The 26779-nt window shown below is 40.3% G+C and carries 22 protein-coding genes and 1 tRNA gene; 2 read left to right on the top strand and 21 right to left on the bottom strand.

All coding sequences use genetic code 11. From position 1 onward, the window contains the following. The 20 genes from AACZ88_RS15335 to mraZ all read right to left on the bottom strand — a co-directional run bounded on the left by AACZ88_RS15335 (nucleotide 1) and on the right by mraZ (nucleotide 24558). Nucleotides 1–3414 (bottom strand): DUF6603 domain-containing protein, encoded by a 3414-nt coding sequence (locus AACZ88_RS15335; protein ID WP_339711912.1) that lies wholly within the window; start codon nucleotides 3412–3414, stop codon nucleotides 1–3. Continuing rightward, on the bottom strand, nucleotides 3398–4936 hold the full coding sequence (locus AACZ88_RS15330) for a hypothetical protein (RefSeq protein WP_339711910.1): 1539 nt from the start codon (nucleotides 4934–4936) through the stop codon (nucleotides 3398–3400). Before AACZ88_RS15330 ends, AACZ88_RS15335 begins: the two co-directional genes overlap by 17 nt. A 31-nt stretch (nucleotides 4937–4967) precedes the next feature. Continuing rightward, entirely contained in the window at nucleotides 4968–6386 is a 1419-nt protein-coding gene (locus tag AACZ88_RS15325) for a hypothetical protein (RefSeq protein ID WP_339711909.1), read from the bottom strand. Beyond that, nucleotides 6383–6766 carry a hypothetical protein gene (locus AACZ88_RS15320; RefSeq protein WP_339711907.1) on the bottom strand — a complete coding sequence of 128 codons (384 nt, stop codon included), beginning with the start codon at nucleotides 6764–6766 and terminating at the stop codon, nucleotides 6383–6385. The genes AACZ88_RS15325 and AACZ88_RS15320 overlap by 4 nt, the downstream gene beginning before the upstream one ends. A 199-nt stretch (nucleotides 6767–6965) precedes the next feature. Then, nucleotides 6966–7598 carry a helix-turn-helix transcriptional regulator gene (locus AACZ88_RS15315; RefSeq protein WP_339711905.1) on the bottom strand — a complete coding sequence of 211 codons (633 nt, stop codon included), beginning with the start codon at nucleotides 7596–7598 and terminating at the stop codon, nucleotides 6966–6968. A gap of 878 nt (nucleotides 7599–8476) precedes the next feature. Further along, a tRNA-Arg gene (locus AACZ88_RS15310) sits at nucleotides 8477–8550 on the bottom strand. A 5-nt stretch (nucleotides 8551–8555) separates the two neighbouring features. Continuing rightward, nucleotides 8556–9005: a GatB/YqeY domain-containing protein gene (locus AACZ88_RS15305; protein ID WP_339711903.1), complete on the bottom strand. Its 450-nt coding sequence runs from the start codon at nucleotides 9003–9005 to the stop codon at nucleotides 8556–8558. 98 nt (nucleotides 9006–9103) lie between these two features. Next, nucleotides 9104–11062 (bottom strand): cell division protein FtsZ, encoded by a 1959-nt coding sequence (ftsZ, locus tag AACZ88_RS15300; protein WP_339711901.1) that lies wholly within the window; start codon nucleotides 11060–11062, stop codon nucleotides 9104–9106. A 35-nt stretch (nucleotides 11063–11097) separates the two neighbouring features. After that, entirely contained in the window at nucleotides 11098–12435 is a 1338-nt protein-coding gene (ftsA, locus tag AACZ88_RS15295; RefSeq protein ID WP_339711899.1) for a cell division protein FtsA, read from the bottom strand. 9 nt (nucleotides 12436–12444) lie between these two features. Next, nucleotides 12445–13164: a hypothetical protein gene (locus AACZ88_RS15290; protein WP_339711897.1), complete on the bottom strand. Its 720-nt coding sequence runs from the start codon at nucleotides 13162–13164 to the stop codon at nucleotides 12445–12447. Continuing rightward, nucleotides 13154–14506, bottom strand: a complete 1353-nt coding sequence (murC, locus tag AACZ88_RS15285; protein ID WP_339711895.1) for a UDP-N-acetylmuramate--L-alanine ligase — start codon at nucleotides 14504–14506, stop codon at nucleotides 13154–13156. The genes AACZ88_RS15290 and murC overlap by 11 nt, the downstream gene beginning before the upstream one ends. Before the next feature lie 24 nt (nucleotides 14507–14530). Then, complete coding sequence (gene murG / locus AACZ88_RS15280) at nucleotides 14531–15625, bottom strand: undecaprenyldiphospho-muramoylpentapeptide beta-N-acetylglucosaminyltransferase (protein ID WP_339711893.1); 1095 nt, start codon at nucleotides 15623–15625, stop codon at nucleotides 14531–14533. Continuing rightward, nucleotides 15612–16811, bottom strand: coding sequence for an FtsW/RodA/SpoVE family cell cycle protein (locus AACZ88_RS15275; RefSeq protein WP_339711891.1), 1200 nt, complete (start codon nucleotides 16809–16811; stop codon nucleotides 15612–15614). Before AACZ88_RS15275 ends, murG begins: the two co-directional genes overlap by 14 nt. Beyond that, the gene (gene murD / locus AACZ88_RS15270) at nucleotides 16812–18146 is read right to left on the bottom strand and encodes a UDP-N-acetylmuramoyl-L-alanine--D-glutamate ligase (RefSeq protein ID WP_339711889.1); all 1335 of its coding nucleotides are present in this window, start codon (nucleotides 18144–18146) and stop codon (nucleotides 16812–16814) included. It lies immediately after the preceding gene. 2 nt (nucleotides 18147–18148) lie between these two features. After that, nucleotides 18149–19372 carry a phospho-N-acetylmuramoyl-pentapeptide-transferase gene (gene mraY / locus AACZ88_RS15265; protein ID WP_339711887.1) on the bottom strand — a complete coding sequence of 408 codons (1224 nt, stop codon included), beginning with the start codon at nucleotides 19370–19372 and terminating at the stop codon, nucleotides 18149–18151. 24 nt (nucleotides 19373–19396) lie between these two features. After that, a complete protein-coding gene (locus tag AACZ88_RS15260; RefSeq protein WP_339711885.1) occupies nucleotides 19397–20860 on the bottom strand; it encodes a UDP-N-acetylmuramoyl-L-alanyl-D-glutamate--2,6-diaminopimelate ligase in 1464 nt (487 codons plus the stop codon). Then, on the bottom strand, nucleotides 20857–22863 hold the full coding sequence (locus AACZ88_RS15255) for a penicillin-binding protein (RefSeq protein WP_339711883.1): 2007 nt from the start codon (nucleotides 22861–22863) through the stop codon (nucleotides 20857–20859). Before AACZ88_RS15255 ends, AACZ88_RS15260 begins: the two co-directional genes overlap by 4 nt. A gap of 4 nt (nucleotides 22864–22867) precedes the next feature. Next, complete coding sequence (locus tag AACZ88_RS15250) at nucleotides 22868–23191, bottom strand: FtsL-like putative cell division protein (RefSeq protein ID WP_339711881.1); 324 nt, start codon at nucleotides 23189–23191, stop codon at nucleotides 22868–22870. Nucleotides 23192–23210: 19 nt separating this feature from the next. After that, on the bottom strand, nucleotides 23211–24113 hold the full coding sequence (rsmH, locus tag AACZ88_RS15245) for a 16S rRNA (cytosine(1402)-N(4))-methyltransferase RsmH (protein WP_339712020.1): 903 nt from the start codon (nucleotides 24111–24113) through the stop codon (nucleotides 23211–23213). Further along, complete coding sequence (gene mraZ / locus AACZ88_RS15240) at nucleotides 24094–24558, bottom strand: division/cell wall cluster transcriptional repressor MraZ (protein ID WP_339711879.1); 465 nt, start codon at nucleotides 24556–24558, stop codon at nucleotides 24094–24096. The genes rsmH and mraZ overlap by 20 nt, the downstream gene beginning before the upstream one ends. A 263-nt stretch (nucleotides 24559–24821) precedes the next feature. On the opposite strand from mraZ, the gene AACZ88_RS15235 reads away from it, so the two are divergent. Beyond that, a complete protein-coding gene (locus AACZ88_RS15235; protein WP_339711877.1) occupies nucleotides 24822–25586 on the top strand; it encodes an alpha/beta hydrolase in 765 nt (254 codons plus the stop codon). A gap of 164 nt (nucleotides 25587–25750) precedes the next feature. After that, complete coding sequence (gene yihA / locus AACZ88_RS15230) at nucleotides 25751–26368, top strand: ribosome biogenesis GTP-binding protein YihA/YsxC (protein ID WP_339711875.1); 618 nt, start codon at nucleotides 25751–25753, stop codon at nucleotides 26366–26368. A 17-nt stretch (nucleotides 26369–26385) separates the two neighbouring features. On the opposite strand, the gene AACZ88_RS15225 is transcribed toward yihA, so the two are convergent. Further along, nucleotides 26386–26778 carry a GTPase gene (locus AACZ88_RS15225; RefSeq protein WP_339711873.1) on the bottom strand — a complete coding sequence of 131 codons (393 nt, stop codon included), beginning with the start codon at nucleotides 26776–26778 and terminating at the stop codon, nucleotides 26386–26388. Nucleotide 26779 lies beyond the last annotated feature (1 nt).

Below are 26779 nucleotides of genomic sequence, written 5' to 3'. Positions count from 1 at the left end.
CTAGTCTTGTAATTGGTAACTGGGTACCATTTGTACTTTATCTTTCATCTCAGGATTCGCTTTAACGAAACTACGTAAGGCATCGGTTGCCTGTGCTTTGCTTCCTCCTGCAAAATCAATACCTGCAATTTGCGTAAGATCTACAGCGCTGACCACTTTGAATTCATCCTCCACTAAGCTGACGGGTTTCGACTTTTTGATGCTCTGCTTAAGCTTGTTTTCTTGGGAAAGTGCGGCATGTGCGATTGCACCTCCTTTAGCCGAAAGTTTAAAGGCATCCATATTGGCACCCAATAACTGATCGAACCGTATGAAAGTGAATGGGGTCGCAGACTCTGGTTTGTGATCCGAGGTGATCACCTCATATTGCACAGGGCGGTTGATATGGTAATTCATATGCAACTCTTCGGTGCCCGTCAATTTGACTCCGCTATCTTCTTTGACAAACGAGGGAGATTTTAGTTTGTCATTGTCTTCCATTTCTTTGAAGTTCGCAGGTGCGAAATTATCCTTGACCGAGGTAAAGGGTACTGACAATGATCCTATTCGCGCTTCGGCCACGCTAAGTTTAGAGAGGTCTTGTGGTCTGAAATTACCAAATTTAGAAATATCAAGACCCAGCGGCAACACACTTTGGCTTACCGTAAGTGTCCCGAACGGATTGAGCACGATTTCGCCTTCCAGTTCGCCATCTTCTCTCATGCTGACAAGTGAGTATCGGTTTTTTGGAATTACCGAAATCCAGTTGGGTTGGGCATTTAGTGCTTCGAGCACCTGCGGCATGACCGCAACTGCGGGTAATGTTGAATTTTTCTTTTCTCCGAAAGTCTTTTTGAACTTCACCTTAATGGTAAAGAATAGAATTTTGAAGGATGCGGTACCACTGGCAATCCATGGCGTCGGACCTTGCAACTCGAATTCAAGACTGATAGAGAAGAGCGTAGTACTGCCCAGTTTGATTTCGATACCCGCACGAATGTTGGCAATGAATTTGAATGGTGAGAACTGAAACAGCACATCAAAACCAAAATAACCGATTACCTTAAATTTGGAAACCTTGAACAAGAAGTCAATGTTGGCGCCAAATTGAACCGTGTTCGATGTAATGGCAAAATAGGTGGTCAGGGTCAAACGTGGATTTCCACTAAGCAAATTGAGCGTAAGCCGTTTCATGTTCGATACGCCCAAACTAGCTTCAGGTTTGAAGCTAGGGTGAAAACCACCTACTGACATTAAGAAGTCTGGTTTGTCTCCCCAATTGATGCGAAGCGCCATATCACCTTCTAAAGTAAAGGTCAATATTTTCGAATTGAAAATGCTGGCGTCGAAAGACAGGTATTTATTGTCAAAATCGATGATACCCAAGAAGGCGACCTGAATACGGATGAGATCTTGATCTTCCGTTGGCAAAATACATTTTAGCACACCAAGAATGGCAATGCGAACAGGGCTTTGAAACTCGATAAGAACACCGAACTCAACAGTTATGAGTTTAGGAACACCCCAAGTGATCTGGGCCATCAGACCCAATATAAATTGATCTTGTTTAGGTGGGAATATTTCCCGGATGTCACTGATAATTTTACTGATATTCTTAACGACATCCTCTGGGAAAAGAATATTATCAAGTGTACCTGATTTCACACCAAGACGCAAAGCTTCTACATTTACAGTACGGTTTAAACCAATGAGACCTCCAAGGCCTGTTAAGAAGAAACCAAAGCCCAAAGCAATGCCGGGAGAAAACTGTACACTTATCATTAAAAGAAGGGAGAATCCTTTTGAACCATCAGGCATGCGTGTGGTCACTACACCAATTGCGGTGACCACCAATGTATCTTGAATAGCGAGCTCTAGAGCTCCTGCATACTCTTCTTTTTCAAAATCGAAATAGAGGTAACCGCCACCTTTAACGACACCGGCATCTAAAGAGAGCCCTATCCCATTGGGTGGTTTGAAGCCCATACCAAAATCAATTGGACCAAGATTTCCATTATTACTTTCAGCAAAATCGAAATTAGCCGTAATTCCCATTTTTTCTATCACTGCTACAAACGGTCCTAAATTTGCTGTTATGCTTGTACTGAGATTTATAGGAATACCTTCCGATGAAAGGTTTATACCAATTTGAAGACCATTAATTTCAACCGGACCCAAAGTAATATGTGTGGACAAATCAATTTCTAGGCCGCCACCTCCTTTAAAATAGACCCCATGCTCTGACGACCACCCGATCGCAAGATCAAAATTACCCTCAATGCCACCTTCGGGCATAATATTTTGTAAGAAACCGTCAGCTTCTCCAAGTTCTATGACGATTTTACCGCCGTTTAGCTCCGAATCAAAAAAGAATTCACCTTCGGCCTTATTTGTATTCCAAGAAAGTTCGGACCCCACTTTTAAAATAAATTCTTCTACCTCGAATCGGCTTCCTCCCGCCTGACCTAATATAACGAAAGGAGCAGGTGATATTTTTTCTTTTACTACTAGATTCATTAAGGCTTTACCCGAAATATTGGGGCTTGAAGGCGGCGGTGTTATTGAAATACCATTGGGCTGGATTAATAATTCTGTGTTCAATGGCATATTGAAATCCACATCAAATCCCATATCAAAATTATCCCCAGAAATATTAAAAGCTGTATCCCATTCATGCTTTAACTTTAAAAGAACGCCTTTGGGCGTAACGTTTACATTGGGTTCAGCTTGTATTAAGATTAAATCGAGTTTAGGCAGAGGTCCAGATTCGTCTAATATTACCGGTAAACCTTGCCGTGAGAGTATATCTTCTAATTTTCTAAATAGATCGAGCCCATTAAAAGCATTATCGTTCCACTTGTAAAGAGTTTTTAACTCTTCCCCTGGATTACTCAACCAATTGGTTATTTTATCAAAATGAAATTCAGAACGTGTAAATTGTGGTTGATCGGGGTTGGCAGACCCAACATTTTCTTCAATCTGTTCAAGTATTCCCAAAAAGGAAATGATTGGCGTGATGCCCTTTAGACGATCCAAATACCTAACAAATAGATAATTGAATAATTTTTCTGGAATAGCATTAATCATTTGTGAAGATACCCCAGAGAGCCCTAGCCCATTAATTCCATTCTTTAGGTCGATAAACCCATCTATGGTAACTTTGGCCGCATTCACTACTTTTGTTCCTTTTTGGATAATCTCGTTTAAGTCTTCTGCTTCTATAGCCGCAACTAATGCTTGGGATTCATCAATAAGGGTTTCTGTGTTCGTTATTGTTGTATTAAATGGTGCACTTAGACTATTTACCTGACTCTCGGATAGATTGAACCCTAACTCTGCAAAAAGAAATCTTGCACGTTTTGGGTGCAAATCATCTTTAAGAGGCCTTATGAGCTTGGTTAGCTCCTGTGCTATAATCTCAATCGTTCCTTCCATGATATGATGTCTGGTGTTCGTTTTTTGATAATCTTGATAGCATTGTTTCGAGATCTGCGCAATCCTCAGTTTTATTGATGATGGTATCTGCGTATTTATCAAGCACCTCTTTGAGTCGTTCAGAGCCATGCTCTTGCAAGACTAACTTCATTGCCATAAATAATTCTTTGAGAGAAACGCGATTTATTATTAAGGGTACCTTATAATCAGGGTCATTAAAATTCTTTACAAATTGTGCTACAAATACTGGTCCTTTGTATCTGTGCCAAGTGACCGTTACTGGCCGAACATTGTTGACTAAACGGACTATTTCACCTCTATATCTTTCGAAAATCTGGTACAATTTCTTATTGTATTCACTTGTGCTTTTGAAGGTATTTTTTAAATTTTCCAGAGACTTTAATCGATTTTCTTTTTCTGCGGCAATATTAATTTTACGCTGATCCGCATTGGGTAGGGGTGTGGTTATTATACTGGTATTGAGTAAATCTAATACTGGGTGAATATGGCAAGCAATTCCATAACCAAAAAAAGGAGATGAAGCTGGTACATCGGGCATACTGAACAATAATCCAATGACCTCATCTTGGGCATTCATTATAACAGAACCAGAATCTCCATGGTCTGCAAATTTTCTTAAACCTTCACAATTATCTTCGATAGGTGCAATAAGTATAGCACCGTGTTTAGGGTTATTTGTATCGTATGTAGCATTGGCCTCTACCACCCTGCCTTGGGTTAGTCCCGTTCTTCTGCCTCTTTTTCTAACAATCATAGGAGTTGCAGGATCTATATCGCTTGCTTGTATACGTCTTACACCACTAATAGGTCCTAAATCTTGAATTATGGCATTATATTTTGTACCGCAGTTGGTAGGACAACATGATGAATGACTAGTGGTAACCTTTCCTAGAGCACAGTCTAAGTAATAAGGATGCGCAGTAGGATCTAAATCTTCGGGGTAATGAAAATTGGTATTACTCTGGGTACCGATATGGTGTAAATTTGCTATTACGCCTTCATTGCTACTTTTAACGTCTAAAATAGAAGTTCCTGATTCATTGAAAAATGGATGGTAAATTGGTCTATTTAGAGCACCTGTAAGTACATGCCTGTTACTCAACAGTCCTACATTATCTTTAGTGCTAGTACCATTTAATGTTGTTAAACAACCCAAGGTGCCTCCGTCTATAAATAGACTATCCATTGTTATGGTAATGCCCCCTACAATCGGGTCATAGTGAGTAGTATCTTGGCAATCCAATGGGTCATCGTTAAAAGAAAGAATTACATCTGTTTTAATACCTTTGAAGCTTGAAGGGATTTTCTGTTCAGTAGGCAAGTCGGAAAGAGCAATCTTTTGCGCAACATAAACCCTAAACGATAACTCATCGGTAAGCTTACCATTTGTTTCTTTGAGACCAAAACCAACACCTATTACACCAGGAATCTTCTTAAAATGAGATTCGGCTTTTCTGTAAAGCTGGTTTAATTCTTGATCTGTATATTGCTCTCTCCCCATTTTTGAGATTTTCGTTTATCTTATTTTGGAATTAGTCGAAAACTGCTGCCATTTTCATTTTATCTATAAACGTTTGTAACCTATCTATTCCATAACTATCATGGATAATATCTAGGGCTTGCTGCTCTATAGCTTGTTGCAAGCCAATACTTCCGTTTTCTTTGAGTATTCTTGTCATTTTTATGAGTAATTCCTGCAAAGCAATGCTTTTGACTTGAGTAGGAATACGATAATTTTTATCTTTATAACTATTAGCAATATGCGCTACATACGCTGGCCCCTGGTTTCTATGCCATGTAACCTTAACCTCTCGATTCGTATTGATTAGTTGCAGCACCTCTTTTTGGTGCATTTCAAAAAGAAACACCAATTCTTTTCCTCTTTCAGATTCAAGAAGCTGATCTCTTAGGTCTATATTCAACTTTCTGGGTTTAAATGATTCCCTCAATGCAGTTTTAGTTCTATCAGCAGGTGTAAATACAAGGTCTATCTCCGAACCGCCATTTCTAAAAGCATTTAAAACATCATTTATATGACAGGCATAGGTTTCATCAACGGTAAAAGAATTAGGATCCCCACCCCAAAGCAATCCAATGATGTTATTAGATTCATCGACAATAATTGACCCTGAATCGCCTCCATCTGAAAAGGCTCGTTTACCATTTGTGCCTTCAGTAAACGTTTCTGAAGCAACAGGGCGAATAAATATTTGTCCGGTCATACTACTGGTCACGCCATTTATTGAATTAACAATACCATTTGTGAACCCTGATGTTCTGCCTATTTTACGAACCAGATCTCCTACTACAGCGGTGTCCGTGCCATCCATTTCTATTTCGGTGGTAGTCATACTGTTATTCAAGATAATATCTGTAGCAATGCCAGCATCAATACTTGCAATAGCACAATCTACAGTTGAATTATTAAATGATGGACTTAAAATAGTACCTATCTCTCCTTCTACATAAGCACAACAGCAGCAACAATTTTTAACTACATTGGGTTGACCGATCTTTTCACCCGCTACCGCACCATCACTATATAAAACATGCTCGTTACTTAATAATACAAGTGAGTTATCTGATTTTAAACGACCAAAACATCCCAAGGTTCCTACATGACCTTTTCCGTTTGAAATTTGTATACCACCTTTTATAGGTCTATGCTCACTCGTATCGTCTCTTTTCTTAGCTTTTGGAACTATTACAACATCTGTTTTATGCCCTTTAATAGTTTTCGGAATTACTTCAGAAGCCTTTAGATCACTATCACCCAACTTCTCTTTAACAAATATTTGAAACACGATCTCTTCAGTCAATTCCCCCGAGGTCTCCTTTAAGCCTATTGCAACATCAACAACATTTGGTAGATGCCCCACCTCGACCTTAGCTTCTTCTAAAAGTGCTGACAATTTGTTTTGAATTTTAAGACGTTCAGCCCGTGTTTTCATTGCTCTTCTTGTTTAGACATACTTTCAACTACTAAACCTCGATTTGTACCTAAAGACACATTTATTATGTATCTACTTAATGTTTCATTAACAAAGGTTGTAATGAAAATCTGTTTCATTGGAGGCTGTGTTCTTAAGTAACCTTTACCGATTTCTACATTATCTACACAATCTTGTTGGTACAAAAAATCCTTAATTTTCAAAAAACGCATTTCGTTATCTTGAATGCTATTAAATTGATTGAATAGGTGATTTGCATTTGTTCGTAGGTCTTCTTGAGATTTACCAAAAATTTCACAAAAACTATTCTCTGCCGTTTTGCATTGCCAAATATTAATGGCAATAGAAAAAGTAATCACCACTAATACTATTGATTTCATATTATCATGGATCGTTTGCAATACTTATTAAAAAGCATGCCGGTTCAAAAATAAACTGCGCCCAGTTCGATCATAGGTTGTTCTTTCAGGAACAAATATTTAATCTTTCATAACTTACCTGATTGTTAGTCTATGAAATTACTGTAGGTACAAATAAATCTCAATCCCCTTTTTAGGGGATATTTAAAAACAGTGGAGTTTAAAGCTCCAAAAGCCTTGATGCCTCGCGAATCAAATGAGCGGTATTACGAGCACGAAATTTTTCAATCAAATTCTTACGGTGCGAAACGGCGGTATGATCACTTATGCAAAGCTTATCGGCAATCTCTTTTGAAGAAAACCCCGAGCCTAAAAGGCGTAAGACCTCCAATTCCCTTTCTGAAACAGAAGCCCTATGTCTTGTAGCCGAATTTAGCCTTGGCTTATTTTCTTTAAGATGAATCAAAAGCATATTCTGACCTTCATGCTTAAAAACCTCGGTCATTTGCCACAATTTTAGATGGCGTCCGTTTTTAAGTACAATTTTAAACCGCTTACCAATGTTGCGCTCATGTGATTGTTCGTCGGTATGCTTACAAAACCGGTGTAGATAAAGTTGGTAATCGAACCTATCTTTAGGATGGATTATCTGGAAGAGCTTGTGCAAACTAGTACGCATCACAAAAGCCTGCGTATAGCCTGTAAGTTGTTCGATGGTCGCACTACAATACGCTATTTGTTTTCTAGAAATGTTCGCGATTACCCGTACACCAAAATTGTTGTAGACAAGGTCATGCTCCACAATTCCTACGGTTTCAGGCATAGCTGTAAGTATCGGTATCTCTCCGGGCATGATCGTGATTTGAAGTTTCTTGAGGGAATAAACTAATATAAGAATTAATTTGATATGAATTGTACCTAAATCATAAAGTAATATATTACGATAATTTGTAGCAAAATATTTCTTACAAACACTTACAGTAAGCTGATGTATAAAATACTATATAAATTAGCTAGAGATAATAAGCTCAGAATACCTTCGAAAAGAAAAGTATGTTGAACAGACACGGCAGTATCTGAGACTACAAAAGATATATATGTCGGAAGTCGATAGAAAATTTTATGATCTTTCGGTTGAATGTCTGTAAAAGGGCTACAGAGTCTTCGGCAATCGCATGTGTGGAATATTCAGACGCATTCGCTACCTTATCAAATTCCAAGCGGCCTCTTAAGGCGGATGTTATTGTAACCTGGTGAACGCAAGCTAATGTACCCTACGCCAAGACACCAAAGCTTTTCCAACACGATCGACGAGGCATCATCGCCGGAGAATATGGAAATGGCATCAAAACAGACCGCCTGCATCGTTGTTTGCGAATGCAATGCTTCATTGATAAAGGTGATTAGGAAACTAAAAAGGCCATGCAATATATGGTATTCCCCGACGGGATTGGGTATGACTTCAAAAACAAGCTAGTTCAAACTTTTCGAATCAATGAGATATTTAGTGCGATCTGTTCATTTTCCGAAAATTTGAAGGAAACAAAAAAAGGAGACTTCCTGCTCGATTTGCAGAAAATCCCCTTTAGTGACCGCGGCAGGATTGGCCTCGCCTTTCCTGACAAAGCTCCGCTTTGAAAACCACAAAAGAAAACACTTCACTTTGTTTCAAAAAAGAAGCGAGCTTCATTTCGAAACTCGCTTGCATTTCCACTTTTTGTGGTTTATTCGTGACCGCGGCAGGATTCAAACCTGCAACCCTCAGAGCCGAAATCTGATGCGCTATTCAGTTGCGCCACGCGGCCTAATATTATGCCAGTTTATTTTTTACTATTGTGGAAATGGTCTTTCCGTCGGCCTGACCCGCCAATTCCTTAGAAACCATTCCCATTACTTTACCCATGTCCTTCATTCCTGAAGCACCTATGGCTTCAATGGTCTGAACAACAACTTTCTCAATTTCTTCTTCGCTTAATTGCTCAGGTAAAAATTGCTCGATAATAGCGACTTGTGCCAACTCGGGTTCGGCCAAATCGTCTCTACCTTGCTCTTGAAATATAGCGGCACTATCTTTACGTTGTTTAACCAACTTCTGTACCAGTTGTATTTCTGAAGCTTCATTCAACCCATTATCTGAACTAGCCTCTGTTTGGGCCAACAAAAGTGCGGACTTAATGGCACGAAGAGATTCCAAGGCAACTTTGTCCTTGGCCTTCATCGCCACTTTCATTTGTTCCATCACTTTGTCCTGTAAGGCCATCGATTTTATTTTGGACTGCGAATATAAATATAAACCCGAAAATATCACCTATTTTCGGGTTTAAAATTATTAAAGAAACGCACTATACCAAATTCTTGCTAATCTACATTATCATGTAAAAAAGAATTGTTCGATCGCAATCGCATTTCGTCATTACTATCTTCACTCAACGTAGTTCTTGAAATTCGACCTTCATTATTATTTTCATTCAAATCGATTCTTTGACGTTTATACGCTGGTTCTTTTTCTATTTCGTCGATGTTGGCAATAGTGTTGTTTTGAAACTTATAATTAAAATCCTTTAATTTTCTTCTGCGTTCATCGGCCCTTTCTTTCAACAATTCTTCTATTGGGCTATCCATAGGGTCAACCCTCTTCGCCTCTTCTTCCTTAGTTTTTTCTTGAATCGTTTCCGTTTCGCGTTCTACTCGCTTTCTTTCAAAAACCAACTCTTCCTCGGCTACTTTTTGCTCATAATTTTCCCCTTTTGACTTGGCGCCGGTCAATTTCTTTTCCAATTCCATGTAATCATCCAAACTATAGCGGGTTTCTCCTTCTTTATTATATTCCAATACGGGAATAACCTCAATATGTTCGTTGACATCAATATCCTTTACATCTTCGTCTAGACTAAAAGTTATAACATTCTCTTTTTCTTCCTCCTCTTCGTCTATATTGGCAAGGGGAAGGTCAAAACTCATGGCAAACTGATCATCTTCAAAACTTTTTGAAGAAACCACTTGCGGATCCACCACTTCAATATCGCTCAAGGTATCACGTGAGTCGATGATTATAAAATCTTCTTCTTTAACATCTTTGGCAACTACTTCATCTACCACTTCTTCATAAAATACGTTGAAGTTCTTGATGTATGTAGATGTCGGAATCAAGTCCATACCCAATTCTTCATCATTGTTTAAAAAATCACTTTTTGGCGTAGGCTTCGCGGGTGGTTCCTCTTCCGTTAACTGGTGCACTACGTTTTTAGGTGTCAGGTCTTGTTCTGCCTTTTGACCATCTTCAAGCGTATGGATAATTTTCTTGGATTCAGTATTTACGATATTATCTTGTTGGTCTACATTAAAACCAGTGGCGATCACCGTGACTGCAATAGCCTCGCCTAAATCTTCATCTTCACCAACACCCATAATAATATTGGCACCATGACCCGCTTCAGCTTGAATATGATCATTGATCTCACCAATCTCATCAATAGTAATTTCTTGTGAACCAGAAACGATAAGCAACAATACGTTTTTGGCACCTTTTATTTTGTTATCGTTCAATAATGGGGAATCTAACGCTTTCATTATCGCCTCGTTCGCTCTCGCGGAACCCGTAGCAATCGAAGAACCCATAATAGCTGTGCCACTATTCGAAAGCACCGTCTTCGCATCGCGTAAGTCAATATTTTGTGTATAGTGATGGGTAATTACCTCTGCAATACCTCGAGCAGCAGTAGCCAAGACTTCATCTGCCTTTGAGAAACCTGCTTTAAAGCCTAAGTTTCCATAAACTTCCCTAAGTTTATTATTATTTATAACGATCAGCGAATCAACATTGGAACGTAATTTTTCGATACCCAACTGAGCCTGTTGGCATCTCATTTTACCTTCAAAAAGAAAGGGCATGGTCACGATTCCTACGGTCAGAACATCCATTTCCTTTGCTTGTTTGGCTATAATAGGGGCAGCACCAGTACCTGTTCCCCCACCCATACCAGCGGTGATAAAAATCATTTTTGTTGTGGTATTAAGCATAGCCTTTATTTCCTCCATGCTCTCTAAGGCAGCCTGCTCACCGACTTCAGGATTTGCGCCCGCCCCTAGACCTTCGGTAAGGGATACACCCAATTGGATCTTATGTGGTACCGGACTATTATCCAAAGCCTGTTGATCGGTATTAAGAATTACGAAATCGACCCCATTTATTCCGGCCTGGAACATGTGATTAATCGCGTTACTGCCACCGCCTCCCACGCCGATGACCTTTATCACATTGCTTTGATTCTTAGGCAAATCAAAACCTATACTTTCAAATTCGCTGTTGCTGCTCATACTCTATATTTACTGGTTAATGTTTTCAATTTAAATTACTCCGCATTGTCTAAAAAGTCTTTCAACTTCTCAGACCATTTGTCAAATACGGATCTTCGCTCTCTTCTCGGGGCCCCTTCTCCAACTGCTTGCTTTTCATCGCCAGCCATGACAAGTTCCTCTTCCGTTGGAGTCCGCTCCTTTTCCTTTTCCTTTTCTGTTATCTTTTTGCCTTCGTTTTTCACTGCATTCATCAATAGACCTACGGCAGTCGCATATAAAGGACTTGCAATTTCATCGTCGGAATCACCGGCCAGATGCTCATTGGGGTACCCTATTCGCGTATCCATACCTGTTATGTATTCCGTTAACTGTTTTAAGTGTTTCAATTGGCTACCGCCACCTGTAAGCACAATACCCGCAATCAATTTCTTCTTCTGTTCTTCATGACCGTAGTTTTTTATCTCTACGTATACCTGTTCTATGATTTCAACGACCCGTGCATGAATGATCTTTGAAAGGTTCTTCAGGGTTATCTCTTTAGGCTCTCTTCCACGTAACCCGGGAATAGAAACAATTTCGTTGTCCCGGTTTTCACCTGGCCATGCAGAGCCGAACTTTATTTTTAAAAGTTCGGCTTGCTTTTCAATTATAGAACAGCCTTCTTTAATATCTTCGGTAATCACACCACCACCAAAAGGAATGACCGCCGTATGCCGTATGATTCCATCTTTAAAAATGGCAAGATCTGTCGTACCGCCTCCTATATCGATAAGGGCCACACCAGCCTCTTTTTCTTCTTGACTAAGCACCGCATCGGAAGAAGCCAATGGCTCTAAAGTAATATTGCCCAAATCCAATCCTGCACTCTTAATACACTTCCCGACATTCTTGATCGAAGTCACCTGGCCTACAACCACATGAAAATTAGCTTCCAACCGACCACCATACATGCCCATAGGTTCTTTTACTTCTGCTTGCCCGTCAACTTTATATTCTTGGGGCAAAACATGAATAATCTCTTCGCCCGGCAACATAATCAACTTATACACTTGATTACATAATTTATCAAGATCTTCTTCATTGATCACTTCCTCAGAATCTGATCTAATAATATAATCGCTGTGTTGTAAACTTCGAATGTGCTGACCTGCGATACCGACCACGACGGAACTGATTTTTAATCCCGCATTGGCCTCTGCCTCTTCAACAGCCTGCTGAATCGATTTTATGGTTTGGGTAATATTGTTGACCACGCCACGGTGTACGCCCAAGCTTTTGGACCTACCAATACCTTTGACCTCGATTTTACCATATTCGTTTTCCTTTCCGATGATAGCCACGATCTTTGTGGTTCCTATATCTAGCCCAACTGAATAATTACCTTGTTCCATTGCTTTAATTTAAATTTTCGTACACACTACTTGATTGTTGAATTCTAAACTTACTACCGTAAAATCATCCAAAGTTTTATCTCTGTGTGCTTTGACGTAGAATGCTTTCAAATTGCTAAACTTCTTTTCGAGATTATCAACCCTTCCTAAATTCACTACAAACTGTTCAGTGCGAAACTTCAATTGGTATTTCTGCCCATCTTCAATATCGATTCCAATCACATTCTTATAGAGAAAATCATCTTTATTGATATATTTTAAAATTTCATATATATCGTTTAAGCCCTTTCCTGAAATCTTACCTGTGATTATAGGCACCCGAGCCGAGTGACTTTTGGATAGCGGCATGCGCTTTCCTTCATCATCTAAATAAAATTTCGGATTACCCTCAATACGTCCAATTGGTTTGCGTTGCACTATTTTGGACGTAAGCTCACCATCAATTGAAAGATAAACTTGGGCTTCTTTGACCATTTCATTGGCCTCAATGACCTTCTCTATCGTATTCAAAGCTAATTTTTCTTTGGGCACATTTGTAAGCCCCCCATATTTTTGTATTAACAATTTATTAACCGTGCTTTCTGTTATGTAAAGGTTCTGATCTCCAACGAATTCAATATTCGCCACATTGACCATTTTCAACTTGTTTCTGTGGTTCGAAAATGCGAAAATCCCCACCAAAATCAGCAGCAAAACCACGAACTTTATGTAGTTCCAATTAATTCGCATATTCAAATTCTTTTTGTATAGCAGATACTTCCAGACCGATATCGCCTGCCCCCATAGTGATGACCACCTCCGGTTTTTGCTCTTTTATTTCTTTAATAATCGCTATTTTATCGATTACTTTTTTATTCGGATTTTTAATTTTATCAGACAACCATTGTGCGGTGATGCCCACCATCGGTTCTTCCCGCGCGGGATAAATCGGCAGCAAGAGTACGCTATCGAATTTAGATAGACTTTCGGCAAAATCATCGGCAAAATCTTTAGTTCGTGAAAACAAATGCGGTTGAAAAACAGCCAAAGTTTTTTTATTCGGATGCATTTCTAGAACAGCTTCATAGACCGCATTAATTTCTGTAGGATGATGCGCATAGTCATCAATAAATACAAAATCATCTGATTTTATCTTATAGGAAAATCGACGTTGTACTCCTTTAAAAGTGTTTAAGGCACCTACCAAGCTATCTATCGAGGCTCCCGTTTGTTCTGCCATGGCAAAAGCCACCAAAGCATTCAGCAAATTGTGCCGGCCCGGTTTATTAAATTTCGCATCTAACAAAGTAGTTTTTGGCGTATGCAAATCAAACACATAAGCCCCCTGCTCGACTCGAACGTTTCGAATACAATAATCAGCATCGTCGTCAATACCATAAGTCAGCCCCTTCAAAGGCAGGCCGTTGCGGACAAACAACGTTCCTTCGGGCTTGATTTTATCTGCAAATGATTTAAATGATTTTTGAAGTTCATTCGTATCCCCATAAATATCCAAATGGTCGGCATCCATAGAGGTAACGCAGGCTACATCGGGATACAAACGTAAAAAAGAACGATCGAACTCATCGGCCTCTACAACAGAGTACTCATTCCCCTGGAAGAAAAAGTTACTATTAAAGTCTTCAGATATTCCACCTAAAAAAGCAGTCATCGGAACTTCCGCCTCTTTTAACAAATGCGCCAATATGCTAGAGGTTGTTGTTTTACCATGAGTTCCCGCAACGGCCAGGCAAAATGTATCTTTGGTAATAAGCCCTAATACTTCGGACCGCTTTTTCACTTCAAAATCGTTTGACAAAAAATATTGATATTCCGAGTGATCTGTCGGTACGGCAGGCGTATAGACAATTAATGTGCTTTCTGAATCAAAATACGTTTCAGAAACCATTTTCAAATCGTCTTCATAATGAATTTCGATGCCGGCAGCAACCAATTCCTTGGTAAGGGGACTTTCGGTTTTGTCGTATCCCGATACATTTTTTCCGATCAGTTTAAAATATCGGGCCAAAGCAGACATACCTATGCCTCCGATTCCAATAAAATAAACGTTATGTATCTTTTCTAAATTCATTTCAACTGCTCAACACCTTTTGGATTATTTTTTTATCAGCAACTTTTCAATCTCATCCACAATTTGACTGGTAGCATGTGGCAAGGCCATGCGTTTTATGTTTTCTCCCAATTGTAACTGCTTTTCTTTTGACTCGTACAATTCCTTGAAAATCGGTTCAAATTGGGCATCAAGACCTTTTTCCTTTATCATCAAAGCGGCATCTTCGGCCAATAAAGCCTCGGCATTTTTGGTTTGGTGATCTTCCGCTACATTCGGCGATGGTATAAAAACTACGGGCTTCCCCACAATACACAATTCAGATACCGATCCCGCTCCGGCCCTTGATATGATTATATCGGCAGCCGAATAGGCGTAATTCATGTTATTCAAGAAATCAAACACCTTCACATCTTCCGATTCATACTTTTTATATTCATCAAAATAGAGCTTACCACACTGCCAAATCACTTGGGCCCCCAACGCTTTAAAAAAAGGCAAGTGCTGTTCAATCAATTGATTGATACGCCTAGCGCCCAGACTTCCGCCCAACACCAAGATGACAGGGCTATCGTTTTTCAATCCAAAAAAATTAATAGCTTCACCACGACTGCTATGGGCTTCAACTAGATCACCCCTTACCGGGTTACCCGTCTTTACGATTTTTTCTTTTGGGAAAAACCGCTCCATACCATCATAGGCGACACAGATTTTTGCGACTTTATTTTTTAATAGCTTATTCGTAATTCCGGCAAAGGAATTTTGTTCTTGTAATACACATGGGATACCGCGACTAGAAGCCACCTTTAAAAGTGGGCCACTAGCAAACCCCCCAGTGCCCACAACGGCATCAGGTTTAAACTTCGTTACTATTTTACCCGCTTTCAACAAACTATTTATCAATTTAAAAGGAAACATCAAATTTTTAAGGGTCAGTTTCCGTTGTAACCCCGAAATCCATAAACCTTCTATTCGGTATCCCGCTTGGGGAACTTTCTCCATTTCCATACGATCTTTGGCGCCAACGAACAAAAATTCCGCATCTGGATGTCTTCTTTTTAATTCGTTCGCAATAGCAATCGCAGGGTAAATATGCCCCCCGGTACCACCTCCAGATAATATAAATCTATAACTGCCCACTCAACACTTCTAAAGGGTTCGTATCATCAATTTTCGACCTGCTTGTTTTCTTCACTTGTTCTTTCACACTCGCACTTAAAATTATACCAATGGCCAGACAGGTCATCCAGCTAGAGGTCCCCCCCCTACTTATTAAAGGAAGTGTTTGCCCAGTTACAGGAAAAAGTTCGACCGCGACCGCCATATTGACCAAAGCCTGAAACACAATCGGGAGTCCGACCCCAAGTACCAGTAATTTTCCAAAAATCGTTTGGTTACCATTGGCGACCACCACAATACGAAACAAAAGCAGCAAGTAAAAAAACATCAAAGTAAAACCGCCAATCAGGCCGTATTCCTCAATAATAATTGCATAGATAAAGTCAGAATAACTCTCTGGCAGAAAGTTCTTTTGTATACTTTTCCCTGCACCTTTACCGACGATTCCTCCAGTAGCAATCGCAATTTTCGCCTTTTCTATCTGATAATCGGCTTCGGTATCCGCTGGGTTTCTAAAATTTTCAATCCTACTCATCCATGTATCGACACGGTGTGGAAAAATATTGGGTACGGCTTTGGCCAAGAGAACGAATAGTGTAAGGCATAAAATTCCGCTACCCACAATACCTAATAAATATTTGATAGGGTATCCTCCCAAAAAACACAACATCAAAACCATCGAAAAAATAATCGCGGCCGTTGACAAGTTGGCTGGCAATATCAAAACAACAACAAGAAATACGGGCAACCAAAGGGGAAGAATACTCTCAGAGAACGTGATTTTTTTATCCTTGATCTTGGTCAAATATCTCGCCACGTACACCATCAATACTACCGCAGCCAAGTTGGAGGTCTGAAATTTTATTCCGACCAACGGCAACTGAATCCACCTACTCGCATTTGCACCTTCACTCGTTGTGCCCTGCGCCAAGGTAAAGCCTAACAAAACCAAAACAATTGGCAATGCAATCAAAGACAACCCCTTAAAAAAATGAGTCGGAATACGATGAACACCGTAAATAATTCCAAAACCCAAAATCAGCAACATGGCGTGTTTGACCAAATGCCCCATAGTGGTTCCTGTGCCGACAACATACTCTAAATTGCTACTGGCACTATAAACCGGTAAAAATGAAAAAAGGGCCAAAAGGGCCACAACGGCCCAAATAGCTTTATCTCCTTTTATATTTTCAAATACTGTTCTCACTTACAGGTTTTTGATGGCTTCTTTAAATTGATTCCCTCGATCTTCATAATTTTCGAAAAGGTCAAAACTGGCGCAGGCGGGCGACAGCAAAACTGTATCACCGCGCTCTGCAATTTTATAGGCCACTTTAACCGCTTCATCCATAGCGAAAGTCTCTACCATAAGATCCACAACATTACCAAAAGCATCCTTTATTTTGGAATTATCAAGTCCTAAACAAACAATAGCCTTTACCTTCTCCCTAACCAAAGGCATCAACGCCCTATAATCGTTGCCCTTATCAGTGCCTCCTACGATCCACACGGTAGGCGAACTCATACTATCAAGTGCATAATAGGTAGCATTGATATTCGTTGCCTTTGAGTCGTTTATATATTGAACATGATGAATTTTAAGTACTTTCTCCAATCGATGTGGTGCTCCTTGAAAATTCTCGATGCAATTGCGGATCGTCTCCTTTCGTATGCTTACCAATTTGGCAGCAGTCGACGCTGCCATGGTGTTTTTAAGATTATGCTTTCCTTCCAATGCCAGAGTGTTCGATTTCATTGTAATTTCTTTGTTATGAGTGTTAATTTTTATTTCTTCATTTTCAATATATGCGCCTTCCTCAACGATTTTTTCTATTGAAAAAGGCAATGCCTTGGATTTGACCGGATGATCTTTTAACCATGCTACCACGACTTCATCATCGGCATCATAAATCAGGTAATCCTCAGGCGTTTGATTTTCGACTATTCGAAATTTTGATGCGATGTAATTCTCAAACGTATAGGCATATCGATCCAAATGATCTGGGGTAATATTCGTTAGTATCGCTATATGTGGCCTAAAACCCTGAATACCGTCCAATTGAAAACTACTGATTTCCAATACGTAGTAATCAAAATGATGCTCCGCCACCATTCTTGCGAAGCTATCACCGATATTTCCTGCCACGCCCACGTGCAACCCGCCCTGTTTCAACAGCTGATATACAAGCATGGTCGTCGTGGTCTTCCCGTTACTTCCGGTAATACCAATTATCGTGGCATCGGTATATCGTGCCGCAAATTCGATTTCAGAAATAACAGCGATACCTTGTTCACGTAACTTGACCACCAAAGCTACCGTATCGGGTATTCCAGGACTCTTCATAACGACATCAGCATTTAGAATAAGTCGCTCCGTGTGCTTGTTCTCTTCCCAATCAATCCCAAAATTTTCAAGAACGTCTTTATACTTCTGTTGAATCGAACCCTTATCCGATACAAATACATCGTATCCCTTTTGTTTTGCCAAAATGGCCGTACCTACACCACTTTCACCTCCACCCAACGCCACCAATCGCTTCATCGTTATCGTACTTTTAAAGTAACTATAGTTACAATGGCCAATAGAATTCCTATAATCCAGAAACGGGTCACAATCTTACTTTCGTGATAACCTTTTTTCTGATAATGATGATGTAGTGGCGCCATTAAAAAAATGCGTTTTCCTTCACCGAGTTTTCGTTTCGTATATTTAAAGTAGCTTACCTGCATCATTACCGAGAGCGATTCTGCAAAGAAGATTCCGCAGAGCACGGGAATCAATAATTCTTTACGGATAATTATGGCAATTACGGCAATGATACCTCCAATAGTTAGACTTCCGGTATCTCCCATAAATACTTGTGCAGGAAACGTATTGTACCACAAGAACCCGACCAGCGCCCCAAGAAATGCAGTAATGAAAACTACAAGTTCACCGGCCAAGGGAATAAACATGATATCGAGGTAATTGGAGAAAATATAATTACCCGAAACCCACGTAAAAATACCCAGTGTGAAAACGATTATAGCCGAGGTACCCGCAGCGAGTCCGTCAATGCCATCTGTAAGATTGGCCCCGTTCGAAACGGCCGTGACTATCAAAATAACCACAGGAATAAAAATCAACCAAGCATATTTTTCCGCTTCCCCACCGGCCCAAGTAATGAAACTACTATAGTCGAATTCATTGTTCTTAAAGAAGGGCACGGTTGTCATCGTCGACTTAATTTCTTTTCCTTCTACTTTCTCAACTGTAAAAGATTCGGTAATTATAGTCCGTCCTTCTTCCTTCATGGTCACATCAGGATGAAAATACAGCACCGATCCGACAAAAAGCCCCAAAATAACCTGGCCCATTATCTTAAACCGCCCTTTAAGTCCCTTTTTATCTTTTTTGAAAATTTTGATATAATCATCCGCGAAGCCGATCAGTCCCATCCAAATCGTAGTGATAATCAATAAAATCACATAAATATTATCTAACCATCGTGCGAAAAGTAAAACAGGAATCAACGTTGACAGAATTATAATCAACCCTCCCATGGTCGGGGTACCCGCCTTTTGCTTCTGCCCTTCTAGACCCAAGTCCCGAATGGATTCCCCGATTTGCTTACGTTGTAGAAAAAGAATTACCCGCTTTCCATATGCTGTGGCCAAGACCAACGCAAAAAGAATTGCCATAACAGCCCTAAAGGTTATAAACTGAAACAGACCAGCCCCGGGCAATTGGTATTCTTTTTCCAAAAAATCAAACAGGTAATACAACATTTTGTGGTGTGTTAATTAGTTTTCTTATTTGTTCAAGTCTTTCAACACATTTGTGACAATTTCAAAATCGTCAAAATCAATGCGTACGCCATTGGTTTCTTGATAGGTCTCATGTCCTTTTCCGGCAATTAGAATAATATCATTGGCCGAAGCCAATTGACAGGCCGCCTTTATGGCCTGCCCGCGATTTTCTATCGCTAAAATCTTTCTCGTATTTTGAGGCCCAACCCCTTTCTCCATCTCTTCTATGATGGTGGTCGGAGATTCAGAGCGCGGGTTATCGGATGTAAAAATGACCTTATCACTCATTTCAGAAGCGATGGAGCCCATCACCGGGCGCTTTGACCTGTCTCTGTCGCCACCACATCCCACAACGGTAATGACGCTTTCATTTCCAGTTCGCAATGACTTGATAGTCTCAAGAACATTTTTTAGTGCATCCGGGGTATGGGCGTAGTCAACAATCGCTGTGATTTTATCTTTGGAAATATAGTATTGAAACCGACCATCGACATTTTCAAGTTCACTCATCAGACGTAAAGTCTCCAACTTCTCTAGCCCCAATAAATCTGCCGTAGCGTAAATAGACAACATATTATAGGCATTGAAATGCCCGATCAACTTAGACCACAAGTCATTGTCGTCAATTTTCAGTAGCTGTCCATCAAACTGGTTTTCCAAAATTTGAGCCCTGTAATTGGCAAATGTCCGGAGGGCATACGTGTACTTTCTTGCCTTCGTATTCTGTAGCATCACGAGCCCGTTCTTATCATCAATATTGGTCAAAGCAAAGGCCTTTTTTGAAAGGTTGTCAAAAAGCTCTTTTTTGATATCTCGATATTCGGCAAACGTCTTGTGATAATCTAAATGATCGTGTGAGAGATTAGTGAACACCGCTCCTTCGAACACCAACCCTTCCGTTCTCTTTTGGGCGATACCGTGGGAACTTACCTCCATAAAACAAAATTCAACTCCTTCATCGTTCATCAGGGCCAAATGTTCATTGATTGTCAAGGCATCGGGAGTGGTATGACTGGTAGCATATTTCTTATTATCGACCATAATCTTAATGGTAGAAATCAAACCTACCTTATAGCCTGCCTTTTTAAACAACTGGTACAATAGGCTAGTAATAGTAGTTTTGCCATTCGTACCGGTCACTCCGACAAGCTTCAAATTTTTTGATGGATTTTCATAAAAGTTAGATGCCATTATCGCCAATGCGGCATGGCCGTTCTTGACCTCCAAATAAGTGACACCATCTACCATCTGCTTGGGCAGTTCTTCACAAACAATAGCCCTTGCCCCCAAATCAACGGCTTTCTCAATATACTGGTGCCCATCGGTAATTGTTCCCCTGATAGCCACAAAGACATCATCAAGACGTACCTTTCTCGAGTCGAAACAGATGGCGTTTACCATAACCGAAGTCGTTCCGCTTACCGCTGTAAGCCCCACTCCATATAATATGTCTTTGAGTAGCTTCATGAAAGTTCCAATACTATTTTTTTCACTTGTTTCAAATCGGTTCCTTGGGAAATGGATTGTCGCTTTACGCTTCCATTACCCCTTACCTCTACCTCTAAACCTAGATTTTCCAATATGGAAATGGCATCCATTCCGCTCATGCCTTTTACATTGGGAACCTTATTGTACTTTTTTTGTGCTTGGGCATAATACTTCTGAAAGGAACGGTCAGCATCCATATCTTTTGCCTCGCGCATATCGACCTCATCGACCAATGGCGAGGTCGCATAAATTTTTTGGGCTATGGATTTAAAAACGGGCCCCGAAACATCGGCTCCATAAAATCCCACATTTCGATCAGGCTCGTGAATGACCACTATACAAGAATATTTAGGCTCATCTGCCGGAAAATACCCTGCAAAAGTTGAAATATATTTGAGCTTGTCAGGGTCTTTGGAAACATAATTCTTCTGCGCAGTACCCGTTTTTCCGGCCATCGAAAAATTTGGGGAATACAACCGATTCCCTGTACCCCAGGGTTGCTCTACTACATTTTTCAACAAAGTCTTCATTTGCAGTGCGGTCTCCTTTGAGCAGATAGCCGAATTCATCACTTCTTTGTCAAATTTTTGAATGGTTGTATTGAGCTCCCTAACTTCTTTGATCAACCTTGGCTTTACCATTTCACCATCATTGGCGATAGCGTTATAAAAGGTGAGGGTTTGTAAGGGAGTCAAAGAAACTTCATATCCATGTGACATCCATGCCAATGATATGCCAGACCAACCTTTGTCGCCGGGGTACCTAATTACAGGTTTGCCCTCTCCTTTTACAGGAAGACCTAGTTCTTTATTCAACCCCATACTCATCAACCGATTCACAAAACGCTCTGGGTTATCCTTATAATTGTTATGGATCATTTTGGCAAATGCCGTATTGGAAGAAACCTCAAAAGCTTTTGCTGCAGTAATTTTCCCATATCCACCATATTTAGAGTCTCTAACGGTATTCTTATAAATGCGCCAAGTTCCTTTTTCGGTATCGAAAACGCTACTGGTATCAATAACCTTATCTTCCAAGGCAGCCACCATACTCATCAACTTAAAAGTAGATCCTGGCTCATGAGACTCGCCGATAGCATAATTCAAACGTTCATAATATTTACCTTCGGGAGTTCTACCTAGATTGGAAATGGCTTTGACCTCTCCTGTTTTGGTCTCCATCACAATAACACATCCATGGTCGGCCTTATACTTTTCAAGTTGTGCCAAAAGACCGTGATGCGCGATGTCTTGAATATTAATGTCGATGGTCGAAATAACATCGTACCCATCTTTAGGCTCAACAATATTGTCCAACCCTATCGGCTTCCATTGGCCATTGGCTATTTTCTGTTTTAGGCGCTTTCCCTCAACTCCACGTAAATACTCGCCAAAAGCACCTTCAAGCCCCACACGGGTATAGTATCCGTTTTCATCGACTCGTTCATAACCCACACTGCGCTCGGCAATCTTACCTAGCGGATGCTCGCGAACTGTTTTCTGCTCGACAATTAAACCACCTTTATATGGCCCTTTATTAAACAATGGAAAATCTTTGACCGCCATGTAATCGGAATAATCAAGATTTCGGGCTACCAAGGCATACCTATTCTTATTCGTTTTTGCCTTGCGCAACAATTGTTGGTAGTGCGAAGAAGATTTTCCCAACAATTTCGACAATGCTTCCGATAGGGGTCTGATATTCTCTTTGAAGTTGCGATCACTGACCGTCACCGCATCGAAACGAATAGTATATCGAGACACCGAAGTAGCCAATAAGCTTCCATCGTCAGATATCAAATCGCCACGGTTGGGCTCGATCGTAAACATCTTTTCCGTTCGCTTTAACGCCAACTTTTGGTACTTCTCCCCATCTATCAGCTGAATGCTCACCAGCTTGAACAATACAGTAGCTGCGAACAAGAAGAGAAAACCTGCTACGACATACAATCGGGTCAATATGTTTTTGTCCGTTACGGCCATTCGATCATTCCTTTTCGGATGCTTTTACCATGATTTTTTTTGGAGGTGTTTCCGAGGGATATAATCCTCGCACCTCAAGCGACTGGGCAATCTTAGATTCTAATTTCAAACGCTGAACGCTCGATCGCACATCTACAAACTCACTTCTCAACTCCTTTATCTTTTCGTTTAATGCTGCAATTTGATGCACTTTTCTATCGGCACTATGCGAACTACCGATCATCACCGTTGCCAAAAAGGAAGCAAATATGATGAACAACCAATTCTTCGGCGCATCACCACTGACCAAAAATTTTCCTTTTAGTATGTCTAACAACCCTTTTCTCACAACTACTGCTTTATCTTCATCAAATTCGCGCGGCAATTCGCAACTTGGCACTACGTGCCCTATTGTTCTTTTTTATTTCTTCTCTCGACGGAACGATCAACGGTCCTACTTTTTTAAAGGGAACGTCGATATTCCCATAGAAATCCTTTTCCGGCTCCCCTTCAAATTGACCTGCGCGAATAAAGCGTTTAACCAGTCGATCCTCCAAAGAATGATAACTAATAATACTCAGCCGGCCTCCCTCATCCAATAAATCAGAGGTTTGCTCCAAAAACTCCTTAATAACCTGAATCTCTTGGTTCACCTCAATACGAATGGCCTGATAAATCTGTGCCAATATCTTATGCTCCCTTCCTTTGGGAAGAAATTGACGCAAGACTTCCTTCAAACGATCCGTTGTTCGTATGGGCGCCAGTTCTCGCTGCTCCAAAATCGTTTTTGCCATGGCATTCGCATTTCGCAAATCACCATACTGGAACAAGACCCGTCTCAAATCATCATACACATAATCATTGACCACCTCATAGGCAGATATTGCATTACGCCGACTCATACGCATATCAAGATCTGCATCGAAGCGGGTTGAAAACCCACGTTCCGCTTTATCGAACTGATGCGAGGAAACACCGAAATCTGCGAGTATACCATCTACCTTCCGAATGCCATAGAACTTCAAAAACTGCTTGATGTAACGAAAATTCTCATTGATCAACGAAAACCGCTTATCATCGATTACATTACCTATCGCATCTTCATCTTGATCAAAAGCGAATAATTTGCCTTTATCGCCCAAGTGCTTGAGTATTTCCTTAGAATGCCCACCTCCACCGAAGGTAACATCTACATATACGCCATCTTCCTTGATGACCAGCCCTTTCACGGACTCCTGCAGCAACACCGGATTATGATACATCGTCCCCATCATCACCCATTACTTCTTCCGCCAAGGCCGCAAAATCTTCCGCAGTCTCGTCCAACACATTTTCATAACTGTCCTTATCCCAGATTTCAACAATGTTAATTGCCGAACTCAGCACCACTTCCTTTGAAATCCCAGCGATAGACACCAAGTTTTTAGGAATCAACAGTCTTCCGGTAGAATCAATTTCCACCACCTTCACCCCTGCCGAAAAACGGCGAATAAAGTCGTTGTTCTTTTTCACAAAGCGATTTTTCTTGTTCATTTTCTGCATTAACAGATTCCACTCTGCCATGGGATATAATTCCAAACAAGGTTGAAAAACCGATCGCTTAATTACAAAACCATCGTTCAAAATGGGCGACATCTGATTTTTTAAGGCAACGGGTAACATTACCCTACCTTTGGTATCTGCCTTACAATCATATGTTCCAATGAAATTAATCACGTAACTGGCTGGTTTTTCTTTTAATAACTCAAATATATCAAATTTATTACCACTATTTACCACAAATTACCACATTGTTAATAAATTCCGTCCGTTTCGGGGTCAAAACACCCATTTGCGCCGATAAACAATAAGGGCACATACATAGGCACGTTTTCTATATACAGAAAAACTTCAGCGATATTTTCACGCAACTTTGAACAGTCTCCATTGTGTAATAAGTAAATGCCTATATTTGTCAGTGAAGACCAGAAGTATTTTGAATGGAAAAACAGATTATTACCGAAGGAAAATTTAGGTATATCGAGATTGGGGAGGGTACTCCCATTATTATTTTACATGGTCTTATGGGCGGGTTGAGCAACTTTCAGGGTGTGACCAATTATTTTCCGAAAAAGGGTTACAAGGTATTGGTTCCCGAACTCCCTATCTATTCCCTACCCATGTTAAAGACGAATGTAAAGCAGTTCGCAAAGTTTTTAGAGCGATTTATCGAGTTCAAAGGACTAACCGATGTCATTCTTTTAGGCAATTCATTGGGTGGCCATATTGGACTTTTACACACCAAATTATACCCTGAAATGGTACGCGCCCTGGTTATTACGGGAAGTTCAGGACTTTACGAAAGCGCCATGGGTGACGGGTATCCCAGACGTGGAGATTACGAGTTTATCAAAAAGAAGGCCGAGAACGTTTTCTATGATCCAGCTATAGCTACCAAAGAAATCGTAGACGAGGTTTTCGCAACGGTCAATGACCGTAATAAAATTGTAAAAACCTTAGCCATTGCCAAAAGCGCCATTCGTCACAATATGTCAAAAGACCTACCAAAAATGCGCACGCCCACATGTATTATTTGGGGTGAAAATGATGGTGTGACACCTCCTGATGTAGCAAAATTATTCCACGAATTACTTCCTGATTCAGATCTTTTTTGGATTAAGGAATGTGGCCATGCGCCCATGATGGAACACCCTGAAGAATTCAATCAGGTATTGGCTACGTGGTTGGAAAAACGAGGATTTTAATTCTCAAAAAGGAGGAAATTGAGAAATTATAAACGACCATTTCCTTTTTAATTGGGATAGCCCGAACAAAAGACCCCTTCATTCCCATGCACCCATCGGTGCACTCGTGGTATACAATTATAAAAAATCATCATCATGTGCGCTTGCACTTTTAAACACAACTAGTGAAAATCAAAACTGCCAACTTTGTAATAAGCAATTCAGATGTGGACAAATGCCCTAATGAGCCCTTGCCCGAATATGCATTTATTGGCCGTTCAAATGTAGGTAAATCGACATTGATCAATATGCTTACCGAACGAAAAAGCCTTGCCAAGACTTCTGGGAGACCTGGAAAGACGCAACTTATCAATCATTTCAAGATTAACGGCAACTGGTTCTTGGTCGATTTACCCGGGTACGGTTATGCCCGAACCTCTAAAAAAGACAAGCGGACTTTTCAAAAATACATCACAAATTATTTTTTGAAACGTGAACAGTTGCTTTCGGCATTTATTCTGGTCGACATTCGTCACGAACCCCAAAAAATAGACCTCGAGTTCATGCAATGGATGGGTGAAAACGGTATTCCTTTTAGCATCATATTTACAAAAGCAGACAAATTAAAACCAAAAGTTATAGAGCGCCAGGTCGACGTGTATGTTCAAAAACTGTTGGACGATATGTGGGAAGAAGTACCTCCTTATTTTATTACATCATCAGCGCATGGCATCGGTAGAGACGAGGTTTTGCATTATATCGACAATATTAACCTGGGCTTCTTTGAACAACAAAAGGCATAAGCACCGAACCGATACTATTACTTAGACTCCAACTTTAGCAAGCGATTTTGCAAAAGGGCAATCAATTCCTCCAACGCCACCAAACCATTCAATTCTTGAGTAGATACCATTAGCTGTAGTTCTTGATTTTCTGCTGACAATATCACCGGAAAAGTAAATTTGTGGCCAAATTTAGAGCCATACAGTTTTTCAAACTCGTCTTTATGGAAAAACTCCATTTCCGTTGTACTCCCCTCCCGAAAAGACTTCCATAACTGATGCTCTTTAAATACACCATGAGTAAGGTCGCAAAGACTACATTCATAGGTATTCGGACTTAATAGTTTATGCGCGATATCCATTACGCTATTACGAAGGCCCGAGTTCGCATTGTAGATAAAAACTAATTTTTGTGGATTTCCATTTTTCATA

The sequence above is a fragment of the uncultured Kriegella sp. genome, assembly GCF_963975415.1.
Taxonomy (GTDB): Bacteria; Bacteroidota; Bacteroidia; order Flavobacteriales; family Flavobacteriaceae; genus Kriegella.
Note: the sequence above shows the minus strand (reverse complement) of the source record. Positions and strands in the feature narration are given on the sequence as shown.

Bases quoted from the DNA above. Each gene is read 5' to 3' on its own strand.
- ftsZ (WP_339711901.1), bottom strand. From the start codon at position 11,062: ATGAGCAGCAACAGCGAATTTGAAAGTATAGGTTTTGATTTGCCTAAG.
- rsmH (WP_339712020.1), bottom strand. From the start codon at position 24,113: ATGGGGACGATGTATCATAATCCGGTGTTGCTGCAGGAGTCCGTGAAA.
- AACZ88_RS15335 (WP_339711912.1), bottom strand. From the start codon at position 3,414: ATGGAAGGAACGATTGAGATTATAGCACAGGAGCTAACCAAGCTCATA.
- AACZ88_RS15320 (WP_339711907.1), bottom strand. From the start codon at position 6,766: ATGAAATCAATAGTATTAGTGGTGATTACTTTTTCTATTGCCATTAAT.
- murC (WP_339711895.1), bottom strand. From the start codon at position 14,506: ATGAATTTAGAAAAGATACATAACGTTTATTTTATTGGAATCGGAGGC.
- mraY (WP_339711887.1), bottom strand. From the start codon at position 19,372: ATGTTGTATTACCTGTTTGATTTTTTGGAAAAAGAATACCAATTGCCC.
- AACZ88_RS15235 (WP_339711877.1), top strand. From the start codon at position 24,822: ATGGAAAAACAGATTATTACCGAAGGAAAATTTAGGTATATCGAGATT.
- AACZ88_RS15315 (WP_339711905.1), bottom strand. From the start codon at position 7,598: ATGCCCGGAGAGATACCGATACTTACAGCTATGCCTGAAACCGTAGGA.
- AACZ88_RS15225 (WP_339711873.1), bottom strand. From the start codon at position 26,778: ATGAAAAATGGAAATCCACAAAAATTAGTTTTTATCTACAATGCGAAC.
- AACZ88_RS15260 (WP_339711885.1), bottom strand. From the start codon at position 20,860: ATGAAGCTACTCAAAGACATATTATATGGAGTGGGGCTTACAGCGGTA.
- AACZ88_RS15305 (WP_339711903.1), bottom strand. From the start codon at position 9,005: ATGGCCTTACAGGACAAAGTGATGGAACAAATGAAAGTGGCGATGAAG.
- AACZ88_RS15330 (WP_339711910.1), bottom strand. From the start codon at position 4,936: ATGGGGAGAGAGCAATATACAGATCAAGAATTAAACCAGCTTTACAGA.
- AACZ88_RS15325 (WP_339711909.1), bottom strand. From the start codon at position 6,386: ATGAAAACACGGGCTGAACGTCTTAAAATTCAAAACAAATTGTCAGCA.
- AACZ88_RS15255 (WP_339711883.1), bottom strand. From the start codon at position 22,863: ATGGCCGTAACGGACAAAAACATATTGACCCGATTGTATGTCGTAGCA.
- murD (WP_339711889.1), bottom strand. From the start codon at position 18,146: ATGAAGCGATTGGTGGCGTTGGGTGGAGGTGAAAGTGGTGTAGGTACG.
- ftsA (WP_339711899.1), bottom strand. From the start codon at position 12,435: ATGGAACAAGGTAATTATTCAGTTGGGCTAGATATAGGAACCACAAAG.
- AACZ88_RS15290 (WP_339711897.1), bottom strand. From the start codon at position 13,164: ATGCGAATTAATTGGAACTACATAAAGTTCGTGGTTTTGCTGCTGATT.